This is a genomic window from Rhizomicrobium electricum (assembly GCF_011762045.1).
Lineage (GTDB): Bacteria > Pseudomonadota > Alphaproteobacteria > Micropepsales > Micropepsaceae > Rhizomicrobium > Rhizomicrobium electricum.
This window is the reverse complement of sequence record NZ_JAASQS010000007.1, coordinates 58,819-75,707: the sequence shown is the minus strand read 5'-3', so window position 1 is coordinate 75,707 and position 16,889 is coordinate 58,819. Positions and strand designations below refer to the sequence as shown.

Genomic DNA, 16,889 nt, shown 5'->3' with positions numbered 1-16,889 from the left:
CCATGGCGAGAAATCAGGGACCGGAGCGCGCGCCAGACCGCGCGCGAGGATTAGCCATCGTAGTGGGAATGACCGGCGGGCCCGGCCCGATCTGGGGGCCCACCTTCGTCGAACGGACTTCGACGACAGCCTTCTATTGCAAGAAGACTGGTAGCAGCGGAGGGATTTGAACCCCCGACCAAGGGATTATGATTCCCCTGCTCTACCGCTGAGCTACGCTGCCACGGAGGCGCGGGTTTAGGGGGGCACCGGAACGCTGTCAAGAAGCTGCTTGCCGCTCCGGCATCAACTCCTGTTGGGGATGCGGGCAGGGGCGATTTTCCGTGTTCCCGGCTCAGGATTTGGCGATCCAGCCGCCGCCGAGAACCTGAGTGTCTTTGTAGAATACGCAGGCCTGGCCGGGTGCGACGCCCATTTCCGGCTCCAGCAGTTCCACCTCCGCCCCGTCGGGCGTGACCGCAACATGGGCGGCAACCGGCGCGCGCATCGAGCGGACTTTGGCGACGCATTCGCGGGCCAGTTCGGGGTCGGCCAGCCAATTGACGTCCTTGAGATGGATGCGGCGTGTTTGCAGCGCTTCGCGCGGGCCGACCACGACCTGGGCGCGCTCGGCATCGATCGCAAGCACGAACAAGGGCGCCGCGTTGCCGGAAAGGCCCAGACCTTTCCTTTGCCCGATGGTGAAATTGATGACGCCGTCGTGGCGTCCGAGGACGCGTCCTGCCGTATCGACGATGTCGCCGGGACGGCCGGCGTCCGGCTTCAGACGCTTGACGACCTCGGTGTAATCGCCGGTCACAAAGCAGATATCCTGGCTGTCGGGCTTTTTGGCGTTGACGAGACCGAGTTCGGCGGCGATCTCGCGCACCTTGGGTTTGCTCAAACCCCCGAGCGGAAAGCGCAGATAATCGAGCTGTTCGCGCGTGGTGGCGAACAGGAAATAGCTTTGGTCGCGCGCCGCATCGACGCCCGTGTGCAGTTCGGCGCCATTCGCCCCCGCGATCCGCCGCACATAATGGCCGGTGGCGAGCGCATCGGCGCCGAGATCGCGCGCGCTCTTCATCAGATCGCCGAACTTCACCCGCTCGTTGCAGCGGATGCACGGAATGGGGGTCTCGCCGCGCGCGTAACCGGCGACGAAGTCGTCGATCACGGACGTGCGAAAGCGGTCCTCGTAATCGAGCACGTAATGGGCAATGCCGAGCTTATCCGCGACCCGGCGGGCGTCGTAGATGTCCTTGCCGGCGCAGCAGGCGCCTTTGCGGTCGGCCATGCCGGAATAGAGCTGCAAGGTGACGCCGATCACTTCGTAGCCTTCGCGCTGCAACAGCGCGGCCGTCACCGAAGAATCGACGCCGCCCGACATGGCAGCGACGATCCGCTTGACCGGCTTGGCGGCCGGCGCTGGAGAATGAGGCATCATGACCGCGTCTTATCGGCTCGCCGCAGCGAGGGCAAGATTGGCGTCCCGTCAGCCCGAAGCCGGCAGGAAATTCAACAAGGTGAGATCGTTCAGCTTGGACGTCACGGTGAGCACGGCCTGCAACGCGGTCTGGTTGTTCGACAGATTGGTCAAGGCCGTCGCCATATCGGCGTCCTCGATGTCCGACACGAAGCCGGTATAGAGGTTCTGCAGCGACTGCTGATTGGTCACGTCGTTCTTGAGCGTCGTGTAGGTGTTGCCGTTCTGGGCCGTCACCGCGTTCAGGTTCTTGTAGGCGGTATCGGTCTTCGGCGTGACGTTGTTCGAGAGATTGCCGATCTGCGTTTCGGTGATCGAGCCCGAAAGCGACGTCGACTGATCCTCCTGGTACAACGCCTTCAGCGCGTTCATCAGGTCGGTGCCGATGTCGGAGGCGAGCACACCGATCGTCTCGGTCTGGCCGTCGCCCACCGTCACGGACTTCTTGACCGTGCCGTTCTGGAAAAACGACGACACCGAAGGCTGGGTCACCAGATCGGAAAGGCTGGTCGCGGTGAACGGCGGCTGATCGGAGATCTCGCCGCCATAGATGTAGTTGCCGTTGGAGTCCTTGGCGTTAAGGATCGCAGTCGCCTGATCGAAGATGCTCTTGGCGGTCGTCATCAGGCCGGTGCCGTCGGATTTGGAGACGGCGGAGCGGACCGCTTTCTGCAACTGCGAAGCCAGACCCGTCAGGGTCGTGAGCTGGGTATTCTGCAAGTCGGTCTGGGTCATCGCGAGCTGCGTCGAGGCGGCATAGCCTTTGGCCCGTTCGGCCGCCGCCCGCGCGCCTTCGAGCGCCGCGGTCTTGTCGCCGATGCCGGCATAATCGCTCGAGTTCTTCCCGGTGGTGACCTGGTACTCGGATTGCTGCAGCTTCACGTTCGCCTTCGCGATCTGCGAAAGCATGTAGCTCGTCTGGTTATTGGTTGCGACGCGATCGATACTCATCGCTTACCTCACTGGATGCTCAAGAGGGAATCATAAAGCTGGTTGACGGTGGTCAACAGCCGGGCGCCGGCGCTGTAGGCGCGCTGGTAGATGATCATGTTCGCCAGCTCTTCATCGAGGTTCACGCCCGAATTGTTGGAGAGGCGAGCCTGCGCTTCCGTCAGCCGGTCGTCCTGCGTGGTCTTGGCCGTCGTATTGTTGGCCGACTGGGTGGCGATGTCCTGATAAAGCGCGGCGGCATAATTCTGCAGCGACGTGGTCTGCGCGCCGAGATTGGCAACCTTGTCGAAGGACACCTCTTTGCTCGCCAGCGCCTGCAGGGCCTGCAAACCCGTCGAGTCGCCGGATCCGACGATCTGGGTCGCGGTCGGCGAAAGATTGGGCCGAGCGAGCGCCAGCCGGCTCGACGACGAAGCGATATCGGCATTGACCGTAAAGCCGGACGACAGCCTGCTGATCGCATTGGCGCCGAGCCCGAACAGATCGCTGACCGAAATGCCGGTGGTGCCGCGCGCGGTCGAGTCGTCGGTGACTTGCAGCGAATAGCCGGGGTAATTGGTATTGACCGTCGTCGTCATCGCGCCGTTGGCATCGAGCGACACCGAAGCGTAGCCGCCAAGGCTCGTATTGATCGCCGTGATCGCCTGGCCGACCGTCATGCCGGTGGTGATCGTCACTGCGGCGCTGGTCGCAACCGAACCGTTGGGGTTCTTGACCGTGAACTTGATCTGGCCGTTGGCCGCAAGACCGAGCGCATCGGACGCCGACATGCCGGTGTTGGATAACGACGGGACCGAGGTCGTCAGCACGTCGTTGAGGCCGAAGAATTGCGATAGGCCGGCGCCGCCGCGCGAGGACGGATGGGTGGAATCGGGATCCCCGACCACCACGCCGTAGCTGCCGCCGTCGACCGACAGGACGCCGTTGGCGAAGCTCGCCGAGCCGCCGCCGCCCAATCCGGACAGCGCGCCGTTGAGCGCCGTGGCGAAACCGCCAACCGTGGCGGTGAAGGTGCTGGCAGCGCCGCCGTCGACCGAGAGCGAAGGCGGCGAGTTGTCGAAATTGAAATCGATCGTGTGCTGCTTGACGCCGCTCGAGTTGGTCAGCACGAACTCGGACTTGCCGGTGAACCCGAGCGAGTCGGAGGCGAGAAGCCCGGTATTGTGGCCGGTCAGCTCGGTCGGCGGCGGATACGCGCTCGACTCGTTGTGGATTTCGTTGAAGGCATTGGCCATGCCTTTGGCCAGCGAGCCGAGCTCGTTCTGGATACCGGCGATGGTGGTGTCGCGCAGATCGATCAAGCCCCGCATCGAGCCCGCCGTCAGATGGCTGTCGAGCGACTGGACCGTCCCGATCGGCTGGCCGGTGTTGCCGTTGGTATCCTGGACCGAAATGGTGCCGTAGCCGGTGCCGGTGCCGGGCTTGTACGAGAGCACGGAATAGCTGCCGGTACCGACGAGGCCGATGCCGTCGGTGGTGGTGACCTGAACGGTGCCGTCCGACTGGGGCGTGACCCGGATGTCCATGTCCGCGGACAGGTTTTTCAAGGCCGTGTCGCGCTGGTCGAGATACGCGGTATCGGTGTTGCCCTGCAGCGTGGCGGCCTTGATCAGATTGTTGTAGTCGTAAATCTGCTTGATCAGGGTGGACGCGCCGGTCACCGTGGTCGCCAACTGCGAGTCGGCCTGCGTGGCCATATTGTCGAGCGACGACGAAATGGTCGAAACCGACGACGTCAGCGATTTCAGCGAACTGACGATGCTTGCCTGGCTCGATCCGACGTTGGTCGAAAGCTGCGCCGAGGCGAGCTTGCCCAACACATCGGAGATTTTGGACGTCAGAGAGTTGCCGTCTCCGGGCGAACCCAGGAGCGCGTTGATCTGGTCGTAGAAGGAACTCGCCGTATCATATTGCGAGGACGACGACGACGCCGCGAGGCACTCTTGCGTCAGGTACTGGTTGGTCACGCGCGTGACATCTTCAATGGTCACGCCGGAGGGAATGCCGGCCGCGCCGAGCGCACTGAGATTGACCTCGCGCCGCGCATAGTTCGCGGTGTTGAGGTTCGAGATGTTCTGCGACACCACCTTCAATGCAGACGTGTTGGTCTGCATGGCAGTCAGTGCGCTAGACAGAATTCCGTTCAGGGCCACGGGTGTTTCCCGAAAATACTTTGTCGCCGCTTCGTTGATCGCAAGCCCCATGCCAGTTTCCGGGCGCCGGTTGCGGCGGAAAACCGGGATTTTTGACCGGCCCTGTGCGGCAGTTTTTGCCGCCCGCGGCAGAAGGTGCCGCTCCCTTCCGACCTGGCCCGCCCTGCCGGTAGCGCGGAAAACATAGCGTTTCCGGCCGGGGGAAATGTGGTCCGGCCCTTGCTTCACACCCGTCGCAACTCTCGCGGACCTTCGCGCTTGGTCGACGTGACAACAGTAACGGCAGTGACTTCGGCAACCGCACCGACGACGGCAGCAACGCCGGCGACGATCGACGCCGTGTTCGGAGCACTCCTGCAGCAGATGAGCGCCGACGCGTCCGCCACCGCGGTCGCGCCACCCAACACGTCTTACATGCCGTCCTTTATGGCAGCGAGCATGTTGCAGAGCGCCACCGACCAGCTTTCCCAGCCCGGCTCCGCCGCGCCGGCTGCGGTGGAAATTCCCTCCGGCCAGATCCAGACCGGAACCGGCAAGACCTCGGCACAGACCGATGCGCGCAATACCGCAGCGGATTTGAGCGTGCCGCAGCCCCAGATTCCGGCCGCACCCCAGAATCCTACGGTGGTTGCTGCCATCATGGCGGCAGCGACGGCCAACACGTCGTCGTCGGCTTCGCCGGATAGCACTCCGACCGTCAGCGACGATCAGTCCGGCGACGACAAAGACAGCGATGCCAAGACAGCAACGGATCCGATGCTGGCGCTGTTCGTGGCGCAACCGGCTCCGACGGTCACACCTCCACCGGCTACCACGCTGAACGCCGCCGCTCCGGCGCTTGCCGCTGCAAATTCCAGCACTGACAAGCCGGACGAGACCACGCCCGCTGCGGAATTGGCGGCTGCGAACGACGATACGGGTTCCAGCGAAAAGAAAACCGCAGCACCCGCAGCGCCTCAGGCGGACCAGATTGCCTGGCAGAACGCGGCTGCGACCTTAGCTGCAGCCCAGGGCGCCGCACCGACGACCAACGCGCAGCCTGCGCAACAGGACGCTTCGGCGGCCGTGCAGCAGACCGGAACCCAGCAGACGCCGGCGCCGCAGCAAGACACGCCGTCGCCCGATCTCCGCGAGACCGCAACGCAGCAGGCAGCCGCCCCGGCCAACACGCAACCAACGCCCGCCCAGCAGCAGGCCGCCCAGCAGCAAGCCGCCCAAACCGCAGCCAGCCAGCCGACCTCTTCGAAGCGGGCCGAGCAAGGCACCGAACAAACGGCCACGTTGAATGCGGCGGCCGTACTGGTGGCAGCGCGGACCAATCCTCAAGCTTCGGCCGATGCCAAGCCCGCGACCGGCGACACCAAGATCAAGGCGCCGGTAAAAGCGAAGACCGCTACCACCGACCAGGCGGCGAACGCTGCGGCCTCGTCGGATCAGCCCGCCGCAGCCACTTCGGCGCAGCCGAACGATCCGCGCGTCCTTCAGGCGAACGAACAGCAGACCGCGCAGTCGAACGCGCAATCGAACGCGCATGCGGCGGCCGCTCACGCCCAGCCTGCCGCTCACCAAACTCCTGCGAACGATGCCGCCACCCAACTCGCGGCCGCGCAACCGCAGCCTGCGCAGCCGCAAACCGTGGCCACCGAAGTTCAGGTCTCGGCCCAGCATCACACCGCCGATGTGCCGACCCCGTTCGACAAGCTCGGCGTCACCATCGCCGCCAAGTCGATCGAAGGCCTGCATCAGTTCGAAATCCGTCTCGATCCGGTCGAACTCGGCCGCGTCGATGTCCAGCTCACGATCGACAATTCCGGTCAGGCGCAGGCCAATCTGGTGGTCGACAATCCGAAGGCCCTGGAACTCCTGCAGCGCGACGCCGCGGCACTCAACCGCGCCCTCACCGACGCCGGTCTCAATCTGTCCGGCAGCGGCCTCAATTTCTCGCTGCGCGAGCAGCAACAGCAGCAAAACGGCGGCGGGTCCCAGAAGACACGCGGCGGCCGTGGACTGTCCGTCAATACCGCCGTCGCGGCAAATGCTGCCGCTTCCCGTTCTCCGTCCGGAAGCTACGCGCCCAACAGCGTGCGGCTCGATATTCGCGTGTGAGGTAAGACCATGACCGATGCCGTCAGCAGTGCAGCCAATTCGACCGCGGCGAATGCGTCCAAAACGGCCACTTCGAGCAAGTCGCTGGCGTCCAACTTCCAGACCTTTCTGACGCTGCTCACCACCCAGCTGCAGAACCAGGACCCGACCTCGCCGATGGACTCCAATCAGTTCACTCAGCAGCTCGTGATGTACAGCCAGGTCGAACAGCAGATCGACACCAATTCGAAGCTCGATTCGCTGATCTCGCTCTCCGGCAACCAGACCAGCAATCTGGCCATGAGCTATCTCGGCAAGAACGTCGTGCTTTCCGACGGCACCGGCCAGCTTTACGGCGGCAGCGCCGACTGGACCTACGGTCTCGCCAACGGAGCCAAGGCGACCACGCTGACGGTCAAGGACTCGAACGGCAACGTCGTCTACTCCAAGACGGCCGACTCCGCCGGCAACACGGCCGGGACGCACGATTTCAAGTGGGACGGAACCAAGAACAACGGCGAGACCGCATCCGACGGCCTCTACACGCTGACCGTCTCCTCGACCGCCGCGGACGGCACCTCGATCAAGACCTCGATCGCTTCGCGCGTGGGCGTCACGGGCGTCGATCTGTCGGGCTCCAGCCCGCAGCTCATCGTCGGAACCGGCGAAGTGCCGCTCTCCAGCGTATCGCTCGTCACACTACCGGTCAGCAGTAGTTCCAGTTCCAGCAGCTCCAGCAGCTCCAGCAGCAGCTAAAGCCCCTAACAGCAATTTCGCAATCCACCGAACCGAAAACCGAAACCGAAACTAGCAGCCGAGAAACGGCCGCCCTCTCGAAGACCGGAACCCCAGCGAAGCCTGGCAACCCGGCAGGGAAGTAAAAGATGAGTCTCTACGGTGCAATGATGACGGGCGTCGCGGGCCTCTCCGCCTACTCGAACTCCCTCAGCGTCGCTTCCGCCAATATCGCGAACGTCAACACCATCGGCTACAAGAACGCCACCGCCGATTTCTCGACCCTGCTCGCGTCGGCGTCGGCGAACGCCGATACGTCGTCGGGCAGCGTCATGGCCAGCGCCGGCCAGAACGTGTCGCAGCAAGGCCTGTTGCAGACGACCTCGTCGACCACCGACCTCGCGATCTCCGGCAACGGCTTCTTCGTCGTGGCGCCGTCGCAGCTCGATACCTCGACCCGCGCCTATACGCGCTCGGGCAGCTTCACTGCCGATGCCAACGGTTATCTCAAGAATTCCGCCAACATGTATCTGCTCGGCTGGCGGTTGGATAACAACGGCAATGTCCCGTCCGATCGCAACAACATGACCTTGATCAACGCCAACTCGCTGACCGGCAAGGCCGAGGCGACGACGAAGGTGACCGCGCAGTTGAACCTGCAGCGCTCCACGGCGACCGAGACCGGGACGTATTCCCTTTCCGCCACGCCGCCGACCTGCATGGCCAACGGCTCCATCACCGCGGACTTCCAGCGCACCATCAACGTCTACGACAGCCAGGGCGGCCAGCAGCCGCTGCAGGTGTCGTTCGTCAAGACGGGCGCGAACACCTGGAAATACGAAGTCACCTATCAAGGCGACGCAACCACGATCACCGGGCCGAACGCCAACGTGCCGTCGCTGATCGCCAACGGCACGGCGACGTTCAACCCCGACGGCACCCTCGCCGGCATTGCGCCGGCCGACGGCACCGGCACCGCCATCAGCCCCAACCCGTCCGTCGACGGCGCCTTCGACATCACAATCCCGTTCAACAATTCCACCGTGACGGCGCCCAAAAAGGACTCGGGACTGTTGCAGCAGACCGTCAACATGAACTTCGGGCCGCTGAATTCGTCGGTCGGTCTGACCCAGTTCGACAGCGCCTCGAACCTGTCGTCTTCGACCGTCAACGGCGCCTTGTTCGGCAGCTTGACCGGCGTCACCGTCGACAAGGACGGCATCGTCACGGCCCAGTTCTCCAACGGCTTGTCGCAGAAGGTCTACAAGGTTCCGCTGGCAACCTTCGCCAATCCCGACGGTCTTTCGGCGATTTCGGGTAACGCCTACACGACGTCCAACAAGTCCGGCTCGCCGACGATCTCGGAAGCCAATCTGGGCGCCGCCGGCACGATCTCGGCCAAGAACCTCGAAGGTTCCACCGTCGATCTCGCCACAGAGTTTACCAACCTGATCACCACGCAGCGCGCTTACTCGGCCGCATCGAAGATCGTCACCACCGCATCGACGATGCTCGACGAACTGCTGCAGATGGCACGTTAACGGAGGTTTCCGGCGTTTTTACTTCGTAGAAGCGCCGGATCCACGCGCATGACGGCAAAAACAAGAATACTTTTTCACCACTTGCTTACCCACTCATGTGGCCAAATTTTTAAGGCGGCACAGTTACCGTATGCGCGGGTAGTGGAGTGAGGAGTTCATGATCATGGGCGAAGATCGCAGGGGACGCGTGAGCTACGTCATCGGGCCGGATGGAAGCCCGCTGACCATGGCTGACTTGCCGCCTCCCAACACCAAGCGCTGGGTCATCCGTCGCAAGGCCGAAGTGGTTGCCGCCGTTCGCGGCGGATTGCTGAGCCTCGATGAAGCCTGCCGCCGCTACACACTGACGGTCGAGGAATTCCTCGCTTGGCAGCGCGCAATCGATCGCTTCGGCATGCCGGGCCTGCGGGCGACCAGAGTGCAGCAGTACCGCAACTGAGTTTCAGGCGGGCCGCCCTGTCCGCCTAACGCCTCATCCGCAGAGGGCCGCGACCACCGCGGCCCTCTTGGCATAACAGAGGCATCGACCGCGACGTTTCGCCCGGCACCGCCGGGCGTTTCGCTTTCCGGGAAATGAAAGACCCGATAATCCCGCGGCGGACAGAACAAGCGGGAGCAGGTAACTTCCCGTTAAGCGGGATTTACGAAAGGATTTACGGCGTTTCCGCCGCGCGTTAAGCACACCTTTACTCCCCAGGCGGCAATGTTTGCCTACCAGGGCCGGGACCCACCTCCCGCACCCTTTGTAGGGAGTTGGCATTGCCGGATTTCATCAAAGCGATCGGAGCGGCGCGGTTCGGCGTGATGGCGGGTGTTGCCGCCGCGCTGACGGCGTTCTTTCTGTATACGGCCGGCGTTTTGTCGACTCCGCCGAAGTCGATCCTGTTCTCCGGTCTCGAACAGCGCGATGCCGCCGCAGTGGTCGCCAAGCTCGAAGCGTCCAACACGCCGTATGAAATCAAGGATGGCGGCACCATCCTGGTCCCATCCGATCAGGTGACCAAGCTGCGCATGGACTTGGCCCAGGAGAATCTGCCGGCCGCCGGCGTCGGCTATGAAATCTTCGACAAAGCCGACGCGTTCGGCACGACCGCCTTCGTCCAGAACATCAACCGCCTGCGCGCCGTCGAAGGCGAACTCGCGCGTTCGATCCAGACCATCGAAGGCATCGAATCCACCCGCGTCCATCTGGTCGTTCCCGAACGCCAGATCTTCTCGCGCGATGCGCAAAACCCATCGGCCTCGGTCGTCATCAAGACCCGCGGCGTTCTCGGCAAGGGCCAGGTCCAGGCCATTCAGCATCTCGTCGCTGCCTCGGTGGCATCGCTGACGCCCGACCACGTCGCCATCATCGACGACAAGGGCAATCTTCTGGCCGGCGGCACCGATCTGCAGGGGGCCGAAGGGGCCGCCACTGCCCAGGAACAGCACACCACCGATTACGAAGACCGCATCCGCCAGCGTGTCGAAGGCATGGTCGCCTCCGTGGTCGGCCAGGGCCATGTCCGCGCCCAGGTGACCGCGAACGTCGATTACAACCACATCAACGAGACCAGCGAGACCTACGACCCCGATTCCAAGGTCGTGCGCTCGACCCAGACCACAGAGCACAACGCCTCGGATTCCAACGGCGGCGCGGCGCCGGTGTCGGTCGCCAATGCGCTTCCCGGCCAGCAGCAGCAGACCGGCGGCGGCGACTCGACCAAGTCGACCTCGGGCTCGACCGAGGAGACCACCAATTACGAGATCTCCAAGACGGTGAAGACCTCGGAGGTCAACCAGGGCGCGGTGAAGAAGCTGTCGGTCGCCGTGGTGGTCGATAGCGCCGAGAAGAACGGCAAATATGTCGCGCGCACCTCGCAGGAGATGAGCCAGATCGAAGGTCTGGTGAAGTCGGCGATCGGCTTCGATGCCGCCCGCGGCGATCAGGTCCAGGTCGTCAATATGCCGTTCGCCCGCGTCGACACCACGGTCGGTACCGAGGCGCCCAAGCCGCTGCTCGGCCTCGACAGCGGCGCCTGGTTCAAGATCATTCAGGCGGCGATCTTCGCCCTCACCGCTTTGTTGATCGGAATTTTCGTGCTGCGCCCGCTGGTGAAGCGGATGTTCGCCCCGCTCGCCCCCGGCGGCGGCGCCATGATGGGCGGCGTGCCCGGCGGTGCGCCCGGCGCAGCGCAGCTTGCCGCACCGCAGGCCGAGGCCGCTGTCGAAGCGCCTCCGCCGCCGGACCGCGTGGAATCGATGATCGACATCAGCCGCATCGAAGGTCAGGTGCGCGAGTCGTCGGTCAAGAAAGTCGGCGAAGTCGTTAGCTCCCACCCCGAGGAGGCCCTCGCCATCCTCCGGTCGTGGCTGCATCAACCGGTGTAACCCATGGCACGTGCCGTCAAACCCGCCGTCAAGGACGACATCCGCTCGCTGACCGGAGCGGAACGGACCGCCATTCTCATGCTGGCGCTCGGCGAAGAACATTCCGCCAAGCTCTGGCAGATGATGGACGACGACGAGATCAAGGAAGTCTCGCAGATCATGTCCAATCTGGGCACGATCTCGGCCGCCTTGGTCGAAAAGCTGATGGTCGACTTCGTCGGACAGCTTTCCGGCACCGGTTCGCTGATGGGTTCCTACGAATCCACCGAACGGCTGCTGTCGCGCCTGATGCCCGCCGAACGTGTCGGCGCGATCATGGAGGAAATCCGCGGTCCCGCCGGCCGCACGATGTGGGACAAGCTCGGCAACGTCAACGAGACGGTGCTGGCCAACTATCTCAAGAACGAATACCCGCAGACCGTCGCGGTGGTGCTGTCGAAGATCAAGCCGGAACACGCCGCCCGCGTGCTGGCCTCGCTGCCGGAAGAATTCGCCCTCGAAGTGGTGCAGCGCATGCTGCGGATGGAAAGCGTGCAGAAGGACATTCTCGACAAGGTCGAACGCACCTTGCGCGTCGAGTTCATGTCGAATCTCGCCCGTACCGCCAAGCGCGACGCGCACGAAATGATGGCCGAAATCTTCAACAACTTCGACCGCCAGACCGAGAACCGCTTCGTCACCGCGCTGGAAGAACGCAACCGCGACTCCGCCGAGCGCATCAAGGCCCTGATGTTCACCTTCGAGGATCTCGGCAAGCTCGATCCGGGTTCGATCCAGACGCTGCTGCGCCATGTCGAGAAGGACAAGCTGGCGCTGGCCATGAAGGGCGCCACCGACTCCTTGCGCGACGTCTTCTTCTCGAACATGAGCGAACGCGCCGGCAAGATCCTGCGCGAAGACATGGAATCGATGGGCCCGGTCCGTCTCAAGGACGTCGACGAAGCGCAAATGCGCATGGTCAATACCGCCAAGGACCTCGCCAATAAGGGTGAGATCATGATCGCCTCCAAGCAGGGCGAAGACGAGCTGGTGTACTGAGATGAGCGCCGAACCGCAGAAATTCAAGTTCGACGTCGAGTTCCGCCCCGAAGGCGACTTGGTCTCGAACGCCGCGCGTGCCCGCCAGCGCAAGATCCTCACCCAAGAGGAACTCGACGCCATGCTGTCGCGCGCGCGCCACGACGGCATGAAGGTCGGCCAGGTGCGCGCCGCCGAGCAGGTCGCCGCGGCGGTCGAACAGCTTTGTGCCGTGGTGCAGCAATCGGTGGGCTCGGCCCAGAACCAGATCGAAGAACTGCGCCAGGAAGCCGCCCAACTCGCCCTCGTTTGCGCCCGAAAGCTCGCAGCCGAAGCCGTGGCCGCCTTGCCGCAAGCCGACGTCGAGGCGGCGGTTTACGAAGCCATCCATCAGGCGATCACCGAACCGCGTATCGTCTTGCGGGCCGCCCCGAACGTCGTCGCCGCCATCAAGGACAAGCTCGAAGACCTCGCCCGCGATTGCGGCTACGAAGGCCGCATCGTCGCCAGCCCCGAGCCGGGCATGATGGACGGGGATTGCCGCATCGAATGGCGCGGCGGCGGTGCCGAGCGCAGCATGAATCATCTTGCAGAGGCAATCGGCGAAGTCATCGCCCGTCGCTTCTCGCAAATCAGTGCACAGAAAGGATAAGCCATGGCCGGCAACGATGATGTCGATCTGCCCGACCTGTCGCTCGAGCAACCCGAAGGCGCTTCGCAGGCGTTGCTGCACGGCGACGCCGGCAACGAAGCGGAAGTCAAGCACAGTGCCCAGGATCTCGAGGCGGTGTTCGACGTTCCGGTGACGGTTTCGGCCGTGCTCGGCAAGTCGGCCATGGAAGTGAGCCAGCTCCTGAAGCTCGCCAAGGGAACCATCGTCGAGCTCGACCGCAAGGTCGGCGAAGCGATCGATATTTATGTCAACGACCGGCTGGTCGCGCGTGGGGAAGTCGTGCTGGTGGAAGACCGGCTCGGCGTCACCATGACGGAAATCATCAAGGCCGGCCAAAGCTGACCTGAACCATAAGGACCTTCATCATGCGTCTCCTCATCGTCGGCTCCCTCTCGGGTCAGATCGGACTTGCCACCAAGATCGCCCTGGCACGCGGCGCCAAGGTGACTCACGCCACCGACATTGAAATGGCGTTCGCCGCCTTGCGCGGCGGATCGGGATCGGATCTCGTCCTCTGCGACGTCGTTCTCGACATCTCGGCCCTGGTGCGCGGCCTCGCGGCCGAACACATCTGCACGCCGGTGGTCGCCTGCGGCGTCGGTACCGATGCCCGGCGGGCCGTCGAAGCGATCCGCGCCGGCGCCAAGGAATACCTGCCGCTGCCGCCCGATCCGGAACTGATCGCAGCGGTGTTCGCGGCGGTCGCCGACGAATCGCACCAGATGATCTTCGAGGACGAAGCGATGCAGTCCGTGATCACCATGGCCGATCAGGTCGCGCCCTCGGAGGCCTCGATCCTGCTCACCGGCGAGTCCGGCGTCGGCAAGGAAGTGCTGGCCCGCTACGTCCATAAGAAGTCGAACCGCGCCGACAAGCCGTTCATTTCCGTCAACTGTGCGGCGATCCCGGAGAACCTGCTCGAATCCGAACTGTTCGGTCACGAGAAGGGCGCCTTCACCGGCGCCGTGGCGCGCCGCGTCGGCAAGTTCGAGGAAGCCAATTCCGGCACGCTGCTGCTCGACGAAATCAGCGAGATGGACGCGCGCCTGCAGGCCAAGCTCCTGCGCGCCATCCAGGAACGCGAGATCGACCGGGTCGGCGGCACCCGCCCGGTCAAGGTCGACATCCGCATTATCGCGACCTCCAACCGCGACCTCGCCGAAGCCGTCAAGAAAGGTACGTTCCGCGAAGACCTTCTCTACCGGCTCAATGTCGTCAATCTGCGCATCCCGGCCTTGCGCGAGCGCCCCAAGGATATTCTCGCGCTGGCCCGCCATTTCGCCCGCAAATACGCCGAAGCGAACGGCGTGGCGTTCCGCCCGATCGCACCGGCGACCGAACGGGTCCTGGTGCAGCATCCCTGGCCGGGCAATGTGCGCGAACTGGAGAACACGTTGCATCGCGCCGTGTTGCTCGCGTCGGGCACCGAGATCGGCCCCGAAGCCATCCGCCTGCCGGACGGCAAGCAGGTGGGCAGCGCCACCTTTGCGGCGGGCGCCACCGACCTGCCGGCCCCGGTGCGCAATGCCGTCGAATCCGCCGCCGCCGTGACACGCGGACTGGTCGGTCGCACGGTCGCCGATGTCGAACGCGATCTCATCCTCGACACGCTCGATCATTGCCTCGGCAACCGCACCCATGCGGCCAACATCCTCGGCATTTCGATCCGCACCTTGCGCAACAAGCTGCGCGAGTACTCGCAAGCCGGCATGGCGATTCCCGGCCCCGGCGAGCAGCGGGCGGCAGGCTGAGTGCACACGTAACTTTTGCGAGTTGAGTTCCGATGGCCGATACCAGCGCTGCCACACCGTCCTTGACCTCGGCGATTAACCTTACGCCGGCCGGGATCCTGGATTTCATCAAGCGCAGCGACCTGATGCTGGCGATCGGCATCATGGCCATCCTGGTCACGCTGATCCTGCCGCTGCCGACGGTATTGCTCGACTTCGCGCTGGCGCTGTCGCTCAGCTTCGCCATCCTGATCCTGATGACGGCCGTGTTCATCCGGCGGCCGCTCGAATTCTCCTCGTTCCCGGCCGTGCTGCTCATCACCACGATGCTGCGGCTGTCGCTGAACCTCGCTTCCACCCGCCTCATTCTCGCGCACGGCAATACCGGCACCACGGCGGCGGGCCACGTCATCGAGGCGTTCGGCAAGCTGATCATGCAAGGCAACTTCGTGATCGGCTTCATCGTGTTCGCGATCCTCGTCATCGTGAACTTCGTCGTCATCACAAAGGGTTCCGGGCGCATCGCGGAAGTCGCGGCGCGCTTCACCTTGGATGCCATGCCCGGCAAGCAGATGGCGATCGACGCCGACCTTTCGGCCGGCCTGATCGACGACAAGGAAGCCAGGCGCCGCCGCAAGGACCTGGAATCGGAATCCAATTTCTTCGGCGCCATGGACGGCGCCTCGAAGTTCGTCCGCGGCGACGCCATCGCCGGCCTGCTGATCGTCGGCATCAACGTGATCGGCGGCATCATCGTCGCGGTCGTCCAGCACGGCATGAGCTTCGGCGACGCCACCAAGACCTTCACGCTGCTGTCGGTCGGCGAAGGCTTGGTCGCACAGCTCCCTGCCCTGATCATTTCGATCGCCGCCGGCCTGATGGTGTCAAAGGCGGGCATCGAAGGCTCGACCGACCGGGCCATGGCCAAGCAGTTTTCGAATTACCCGCAGGGCCTTGCCATGGCGTCGGCGGTGATGGGCATCGTGGCGCTCCTGCCCGGCATGCCGCACATCATCTTCGCCTTGCTGTCCGGCGGCGTCGGCTATCTGTCGACCAAAGCCTTCAAGCACAAAGCCGCCGAGGAGGCTCTGGAGCGCAGAGAGGAAGAGCAGATCAAAGTGGCCGAGACCACCAAGGAAGAGCCGATCTCGGCCGCGCTGGCGCTCGACATGCTGCGCGTCGAACTCGGCTATGCCCTTCTGACCCTCATCAACGACGTCAAGGGCCATCGCATCACCGACCAGATCAAGGCACTGCGCCGCCAGTTGGCCCAGGAAATGGGCTTCGTCATGCCGGCGGTGCGCATCCTCGACAACATGCAGCTCGGCGCCAACGAGTACCGCATCGCGGTCAAGGAAGTGGAGTCCGGCCGCGGCGAGCTTTATCCCGGCAGCCTGCTCGCCATGGATCCGCGCGGGCTTCCCATCGACCTGCCCGGCACCCACACCACCGAACCGGCGTTCGGCCTGCCTGCCACCTGGGTGGCCTCGTCGTTGCGCGAAGAGGCATCGTTCCGCGGCTATACCGTGGTCGATCCCGGCACCGTGCTCACCACGCATCTTACCGAAGTGCTCAAGACCCACATGGCCGAGCTGCTCTCCTATGCGGAGACCAAGAAGCTGCTCGACGAGCTGCCGGCCGAGCACAAGAAGCTGGTCGAAGAACTCATTCCGTCGCAGATCTCGGTCACCGGCGTGCAGCGCGTCTTGCAGACCCTGCTCGGCGAGCGCGTCTCGATCCGCGACCTGCCCGCCATTCTCGAAGGCATTGCCGAAGCGGTCGGCCACACCAAGAACGCGCTCTACATCACCGAGCACGTCCGCGCCCGACTGGCCCGCCAGATCTGCAACGCCAACATGTCGCCCAACGGCTATCTGCCGCTCATCGCGATGTCGCCGGCCTGGGAACAGGCGTTCGCCGAAAGCATCATCGGCCAGGGCGAAGACCGCCAGCTCGCCATGGCGCCGAGCCAGTTGCAGCAGTTCATCACCCAGGTACGCGACCGCTTCGAGGAAGGCACCGCCAAGGGCGACGTGCCGGTGCTGCTCACCAGCCCGCAGGCGCGTCCCTTCGTGCGCTCGATCATCGAACGCTTCCGCGCCCAGACCGTGGTGATGAGCCAGAACGAAATCCATCCCTCGATCCGTCTGCGAACATTGGGACAGGTGTAAC

The 16,889-nt window shown here is 64.0% G+C and carries 13 protein-coding genes and 1 tRNA gene; 10 read left to right on the top strand and 4 right to left on the bottom strand.

Going from position 1 to position 16,889, the window contains the following annotated elements:
- Positions 1-148 precede the first annotated feature (148 nt).
- From FHS84_RS14590 to flgK, 4 genes are all read right to left on the bottom strand, one after another.
- A tRNA-Met gene (locus tag FHS84_RS14590) sits at positions 149-223 on the bottom strand.
- A gap of 111 nt (positions 224-334) precedes the next feature.
- Positions 335-1,423 carry a tRNA 2-thiouridine(34) synthase MnmA gene (gene mnmA, locus FHS84_RS14585; RefSeq protein ID WP_208393887.1) on the bottom strand — a complete coding sequence of 363 codons (1,089 nt, stop codon included), beginning with the start codon at positions 1,421-1,423 and terminating at the stop codon, positions 335-337.
- 48 nt (positions 1,424-1,471) lie between these two features.
- On the bottom strand, positions 1,472-2,413 hold the full coding sequence (locus FHS84_RS14580; protein WP_166935591.1) for a flagellin: 942 nt from the start codon (positions 2,411-2,413) through the stop codon (positions 1,472-1,474).
- Positions 2,414-2,421: 8 nt separating this feature from the next.
- Positions 2,422-4,566, bottom strand: coding sequence for a flagellar hook-associated protein FlgK (gene flgK, locus FHS84_RS14575; RefSeq protein WP_166935589.1), 2,145 nt, complete (start codon positions 4,564-4,566; stop codon positions 2,422-2,424).
- A gap of 267 nt (positions 4,567-4,833) precedes the next feature.
- On the opposite strand from flgK, the gene FHS84_RS14570 reads away from it, so the two are divergent.
- The 10 genes from FHS84_RS14570 to flhA all read left to right on the top strand — a co-directional run bounded on the left by FHS84_RS14570 (position 4,834) and on the right by flhA (position 16,888).
- Positions 4,834-6,672, top strand: coding sequence for a flagellar hook-length control protein FliK (locus FHS84_RS14570; RefSeq protein ID WP_341801837.1), 1,839 nt, complete (start codon positions 4,834-4,836; stop codon positions 6,670-6,672).
- Positions 6,673-6,681: 9 nt separating this feature from the next.
- Entirely contained in the window at positions 6,682-7,407 is a 726-nt protein-coding gene (locus tag FHS84_RS14565; RefSeq protein ID WP_166935585.1) for a flagellar hook assembly protein FlgD, read from the top strand.
- Positions 7,408-7,535: 128 nt separating this feature from the next.
- Positions 7,536-8,927, top strand: coding sequence for a flagellar hook protein FlgE (locus tag FHS84_RS14560; RefSeq protein ID WP_166935583.1), 1,392 nt, complete (start codon positions 7,536-7,538; stop codon positions 8,925-8,927).
- A gap of 163 nt (positions 8,928-9,090) precedes the next feature.
- Positions 9,091-9,366: a CtrA inhibitor SciP gene (gene sciP / locus FHS84_RS14555; protein ID WP_166935998.1), complete on the top strand. Its 276-nt coding sequence runs from the start codon at positions 9,091-9,093 to the stop codon at positions 9,364-9,366.
- A 320-nt stretch (positions 9,367-9,686) separates the two neighbouring features.
- A complete protein-coding gene (fliF, locus tag FHS84_RS14550; RefSeq protein WP_166935581.1) occupies positions 9,687-11,297 on the top strand; it encodes a flagellar basal-body MS-ring/collar protein FliF in 1,611 nt (536 codons plus the stop codon).
- A gap of 3 nt (positions 11,298-11,300) precedes the next feature.
- Entirely contained in the window at positions 11,301-12,335 is a 1,035-nt protein-coding gene (fliG, locus tag FHS84_RS14545; protein WP_166935579.1) for a flagellar motor switch protein FliG, read from the top strand.
- A 1-nt stretch (position 12,336) separates the two neighbouring features.
- On the top strand, positions 12,337-12,966 hold the full coding sequence (locus FHS84_RS14540) for a FliH/SctL family protein (protein ID WP_166935577.1): 630 nt from the start codon (positions 12,337-12,339) through the stop codon (positions 12,964-12,966).
- Between the two features lie 3 nt (positions 12,967-12,969).
- Positions 12,970-13,329 carry a flagellar motor switch protein FliN gene (fliN, locus tag FHS84_RS14535; protein ID WP_166935575.1) on the top strand — a complete coding sequence of 120 codons (360 nt, stop codon included), beginning with the start codon at positions 12,970-12,972 and terminating at the stop codon, positions 13,327-13,329.
- A 23-nt stretch (positions 13,330-13,352) separates the two neighbouring features.
- A complete protein-coding gene (gene flbD, locus FHS84_RS14530; RefSeq protein ID WP_166935572.1) occupies positions 13,353-14,738 on the top strand; it encodes a sigma-54-dependent transcriptional regulator FlbD in 1,386 nt (461 codons plus the stop codon).
- Between the two features lie 32 nt (positions 14,739-14,770).
- Positions 14,771-16,888, top strand: coding sequence for a flagellar biosynthesis protein FlhA (flhA, locus tag FHS84_RS14525; protein WP_166935570.1), 2,118 nt, complete (start codon positions 14,771-14,773; stop codon positions 16,886-16,888).
- Position 16,889: the final 1 nt, after the last annotated feature.

What these genes read in the sequence shown, in the direction of transcription:
- mnmA (WP_208393887.1), bottom strand. Translation starts at nt 1,423, where the DNA reads ATGATGCCTCATTCTCCAGCGCCGGCCGCCAAGCCGGTCAAGCGGATC.
- FHS84_RS14580 (WP_166935591.1), bottom strand. Translation starts at nt 2,413, where the DNA reads ATGAGTATCGATCGCGTCGCAACCAATAACCAGACGAGCTACATGCTT.
- FHS84_RS14565 (WP_166935585.1), top strand. Translation starts at nt 6,682, where the DNA reads ATGACCGATGCCGTCAGCAGTGCAGCCAATTCGACCGCGGCGAATGCG.
- FHS84_RS14560 (WP_166935583.1), top strand. Translation starts at nt 7,536, where the DNA reads ATGAGTCTCTACGGTGCAATGATGACGGGCGTCGCGGGCCTCTCCGCC.
- sciP (WP_166935998.1), top strand. Translation starts at nt 9,091, where the DNA reads ATGGGCGAAGATCGCAGGGGACGCGTGAGCTACGTCATCGGGCCGGAT.
- fliG (WP_166935579.1), top strand. Translation starts at nt 11,301, where the DNA reads ATGGCACGTGCCGTCAAACCCGCCGTCAAGGACGACATCCGCTCGCTG.
- FHS84_RS14540 (WP_166935577.1), top strand. Translation starts at nt 12,337, where the DNA reads ATGAGCGCCGAACCGCAGAAATTCAAGTTCGACGTCGAGTTCCGCCCC.
- fliN (WP_166935575.1), top strand. Translation starts at nt 12,970, where the DNA reads ATGGCCGGCAACGATGATGTCGATCTGCCCGACCTGTCGCTCGAGCAA.
- flbD (WP_166935572.1), top strand. Translation starts at nt 13,353, where the DNA reads ATGCGTCTCCTCATCGTCGGCTCCCTCTCGGGTCAGATCGGACTTGCC.
- flhA (WP_166935570.1), top strand. Translation starts at nt 14,771, where the DNA reads ATGGCCGATACCAGCGCTGCCACACCGTCCTTGACCTCGGCGATTAAC.